Below are 3,843 nucleotides of genomic sequence, written 5' to 3' on the forward strand. Positions count from 1 at the left end.
CGGCTCAGGACTCCCGGTATCGGTAGCCGACGCCATAGAGGGTTTCGATCGCGTCGAACTCAGGGTCCACCTCGCGGAACTTTTTCCGCATGCGCTTGATGTGGCTGTCGATGGTGCGGTCGTCCACATAGACCTGATCGTCGTAGGCCGCGTCCATCAGGTTGTCGCGGCTCTTCACGAAGCCGGGCCGCTGGGCCAGCGACTGGAGCAGCAGGAATTCGGTGACGGTGAGCTTCACCGGCTTGCCGTCCCACAGGCTCTCGTGGCGCGCGGGGTCGAGGGTCAACTTGCCGCGCTTGAGCGCCCGGGCCGCGACGTCGCCGGCGGCGGGAGCGGCCCCCGACGCCTCGTCGCCCTCCCCGCGCCCGGTCCGGCGCAGCAGGGCCTTCACCCGCTCCAGCAGCAGCCGCTGGCTGAAGGGCTTGTGCATGTAGTCGTCGGCGCCGAGGTTGAAGCCGAGGATCTCGTCGATCTCCTCGTCCTTGGACGTCAGGATGATCACGGGGATTTCCGAGGTCCGCCGCAGCCGCCGCAGCACCTCCATCCCGTCCATGCGCGGCATCTTCACGTCGAGGATGGCCAGGTCCGGCGGGTCGTTCTCCAGGGCCGCCAGGCCGGCGGCGCCGTCGTAGTACGCCTTCACGGTGTGGCCATGGCTCTCGAGCGCCAGGCTGACGGACGTGACGATGTTCTCGTCATCGTCGACCAGGGTGATCTTCGCCATCTGTGGTGGGACTCTCCTTAACCGAAGCGTGGGAAGCTACTGAGCCTTCACCGTGGCCTCAATGGGGCCGCGGAAAGCTCCAACAAAGTCAATACGAACTTAAGCTGTTTCGGAGAACGTGATTCCTCTTCTGGGGGGAAGCGTTCCTTATGGGTGGTTCGAGAGTGCACTTCGAAGTCTTCATTCGGAAGACGCCGGGCTCGTCCTGGACGCTCGACCTCGCTACCGAGAACCGCTCCGCCGCATTGAGCACCGCCCAGGAGGCGATGGCCGAGGGCCGCGCCGCCGCGGTCAAGGTCACCAAGGAAGTCTTCGACGAAGAGAGCCGCGAGTTCCAGTCGGTCGTCATCCAGAAGCTCGGCCAGTACGAAACCCCCGCCAAGGCCGCGCCGAAGGAAGACCTCCAGCCGCTCTGCGTCGCGCCGCAGGACCTCTACACGCTGCACGCCCGCGAACGGATCGGCCGCCTGCTCGAGACCTGGCTGGAACGCAACAACGCGACGCCCTTCGAACTGTTGCACCGGCCCGACCTCGTCGAGAAGCTGGAGGCCTCGGGCATCGACCTGCAGCACGCGGTGCAGAAGATCGCCATCCCCGAAGCGCAGGCCCGGTCGATGTCGGTGCACGAACTGATCCGCGTCTTCCACGCGCTGATCGAGCGCGCGGTCGAGCGGCTGCTGAAGGATCATCGCAAGGGCGCGCTGCCCGACGTCGACAAGGAGGGCTTCGCCCACGCCGCGGAGCGCCTGGCCCAGGACCCCGAGCGAGGCTACCTGCTGGGCGCCGGCGTCGCCGCCTCCATCGCCCCGGCCAAGAACTGGTCGGACAAGGTCACCCGGCTGATGGACCTGGCCGACGCCGCCCCGGCCGCGGGGCCCGCGCGCGGCCTGGCGCTGACCACGGTCCAGCAGCCCCTGGCCGAGATCCTGGAGGCCAAGCCCGGCATCACCGACGTCCTCGGCAAGGGTCGCGACCTGGGCGCCAATCTCGCGGCCATGACCCGGCTCGCTGCCTACGACTCGGTCGAGATGCTGATGAAGGTCGAGAAGTCGGTGCAGAAGGTCATGCCCGAACTCTCGCCGCTGGCCACGCGGCTGGCGCAGTGGCTCTCCGGCGAGAACTTCCAGACCACCCGCGCCGCCATCGGCCGGCGGATCCTGCGCGAGCTCACGGGGCCGCGGCGGCTGTGCCCCGGCGAAGCGGCGCGAGAGATCGACATCCTGCGGGCGCTGGCCATGTCGCTGACGGCCGCCGCGGGCAAGCTGCTGCCGCTCGAGGAGGTGCAGTCGGCCTTCGCGGTGCGTTCGAAGATGCTGGTGACCGGCGACTTCGTGGAGGCCTACCTCGGCCAGGGGCTGACCGCGTACCAGGAGGTCGAGGCGCTGGTCTGGCTCACCGAGAACGTCATCGGCGCCGGCAACAAGCGCCAGGCGGGCGGCTGGCTCAAGGCCATCATCTCGTCCCTGCGGTTCGAGAAGGAGATGGTCGGCGGCGACGAGAACCCCGGCGCGCGGTTGAACCAGCTCGCCAGCCTGCACCGCGCGGTGGCGCGCTGCGGCCTGGTTCCGTCCGACTACGAGCCCCTGCAAGAGAAGCTGGGCGACATCGGCGGGCACGTCGAAGCCGCGTCCAAGCTGTCGCTTACCGTCGCGAAGGCCAACGCGCCGCTGCTCCACCGCCTGACCCTGCTGCTGAAGCTGGCCGCGGGCGAGAGCGCGCCTCTGGGCCCCGCGGCCAACCGCGCCCGCGCCGAGGCCCTGCGGCTGTTCCGCATGGACGAGACGCGCGTCGAGATGGCCAAGGCCCCCGACCAGAGCCGGCAAATCTTCGACCTGATCCACGCCGCCGGCCTGGCGGCCTAAGACCTGAGGGCGGCCTTCAGGGCGTCCACGACGACCGACACGTCGTCGTCGGCCATCCCCGGATAGAGCGGCAGAGACAGGCACCGGGCGTACCACGCCTCGGCGCCGGGCAGGTCGAGCTCGCCGTAGAGCTCGCGGTAGTACGGCTGGCGGTGCACCGGGATGTAGTGGACCTGGCTGCCGACGCCGCGCGCCTTCAGCGCCTCCACCACCTCCAGCCGGGTGCGGCCCGCCGCCTCAAAGTCGATCAGCACGGTCATCAGGTGCAGCACCGGATCGCTCCACCGCGGCTGGACCGCCGGACGCACCACCGGCGCCAGCGGGGCCAGCGCCTCGCGATAGGCCGCGGCCAGCGCGCGGCGCCGTTCGGCGAAGCGCGGCAGCTTCCGCAGTTGCGACAGGCCCAGGGCGCAGAGGATGTCGGGCAGGCGATAGTTGAACCCGGGCTCGGGCATCTCGTACCACCACGGCTCGCAGCCCGCCGGCCGCACCATGCCGTGGCTGCGCAGGACCCGCAGGCGTTCGGCCAGGGCGGGGTCGTTGGTCGTGACCATACCGCCTTCGCCGGTGGCGATGGTCTTCACCGGATGGAACGAGAAGGTGGCCATCGCCGAGTGGCGCACGTCGCCCACCGTCTCGGCCACGTTGCCGAAGCGCATGGTCGTGCCCAGCGCGTGGGGGGCGTCCTCCACCAGCACCGCGCCCGCCGAGGCCGCCAGTTCCGCGAGGGCCGGCAGCTCGGCCGCGTCGCCGCGAAGGTGCACCGGCAGCACGGCCCGCAGCCGCCGCTCGCCCACCCGCTCCAGCGCGTCCGCCAGGGTCTGCGGCGTCATCAGGCCGGTGTCGGGGTCGACGTCGGCGAACACAACGTCCGCGCCGACGTAGCGGGCGCAGTTGGCCGTCGCCAGGAAGGTGATGGACGGCGCGATCACCACCTCGCCCGGCTGCACGTCCAGCGCCAGCATGGCCAGGTGCAGGGCGGCGGTGCCGTTGGCGCAGGCCACCGCGTGGCGTGCCCCGACGGTGGCCGCGAATGCGGTCTCGAAGGCCTCGACCGTCGGCCCGGTGGTCAGGAAGTCGCCGCGCAGGGCCTCGACGACGGCCGCGATGTCGTCGTCCTCGATCGTCTGGCGGCCGTACGGCAGCATGGCGTCAGTCGTCCGCCCGCCGGCGCCGCCGGGGCGCGCCGCCATCCAGCATCGCCAGCAGGCCCGGCCCGTCCAGCCACTCGTCGTTGGTGTCGCTGGCGTAGCTGAA

Annotated in this window: 3 protein-coding genes; 1 reads left to right on the top strand and 2 read right to left on the bottom strand. The window is 70.4% G+C overall.

The features are described 5' to 3' along the window. Window positions 1–4: 4 nt before the first annotated feature. Window positions 5–724: a response regulator transcription factor gene (locus tag Q0L11_RS15385; protein ID WP_296598380.1), complete on the bottom strand. Its 720-nt coding sequence runs from the start codon at window positions 722–724 to the stop codon at window positions 5–7. 164 nt (window positions 725–888) lie between these two features. On the opposite strand from Q0L11_RS15385, the gene Q0L11_RS15390 reads away from it, so the two are divergent. After that, window positions 889–2,586 carry a hypothetical protein gene (locus tag Q0L11_RS15390; RefSeq protein ID WP_296598381.1) on the top strand — a complete coding sequence of 566 codons (1,698 nt, stop codon included), beginning with the start codon at window positions 889–891 and terminating at the stop codon, window positions 2,584–2,586. Here the strand turns inward: Q0L11_RS15390 and pseC are convergent. Continuing rightward, window positions 2,583–3,779: a UDP-4-amino-4,6-dideoxy-N-acetyl-beta-L-altrosamine transaminase gene (pseC, locus tag Q0L11_RS15395; protein ID WP_296598382.1), complete on the bottom strand. Its 1,197-nt coding sequence runs from the start codon at window positions 3,777–3,779 to the stop codon at window positions 2,583–2,585. The genes Q0L11_RS15390 and pseC overlap by 4 nt on opposite strands. Between the last annotated feature and the right edge of the window lie 64 nt (window positions 3,780–3,843).

The sequence above is a fragment of the Phenylobacterium sp. genome (genome assembly GCF_024508875.1).
GTDB lineage: Bacteria > Pseudomonadota > Alphaproteobacteria > Caulobacterales > Caulobacteraceae > Phenylobacterium.

What these genes read in the sequence shown, in the direction of transcription:
- pseC (WP_296598382.1), bottom strand. Translation starts at nt 3,779, where the DNA reads ATGGCGGCGCGCCCCGGCGGCGCCGGCGGGCGGACGACTGACGCCATG.
- Q0L11_RS15385 (WP_296598380.1), bottom strand. Translation starts at nt 724, where the DNA reads ATGGCGAAGATCACCCTGGTCGACGATGACGAGAACATCGTCACGTCC.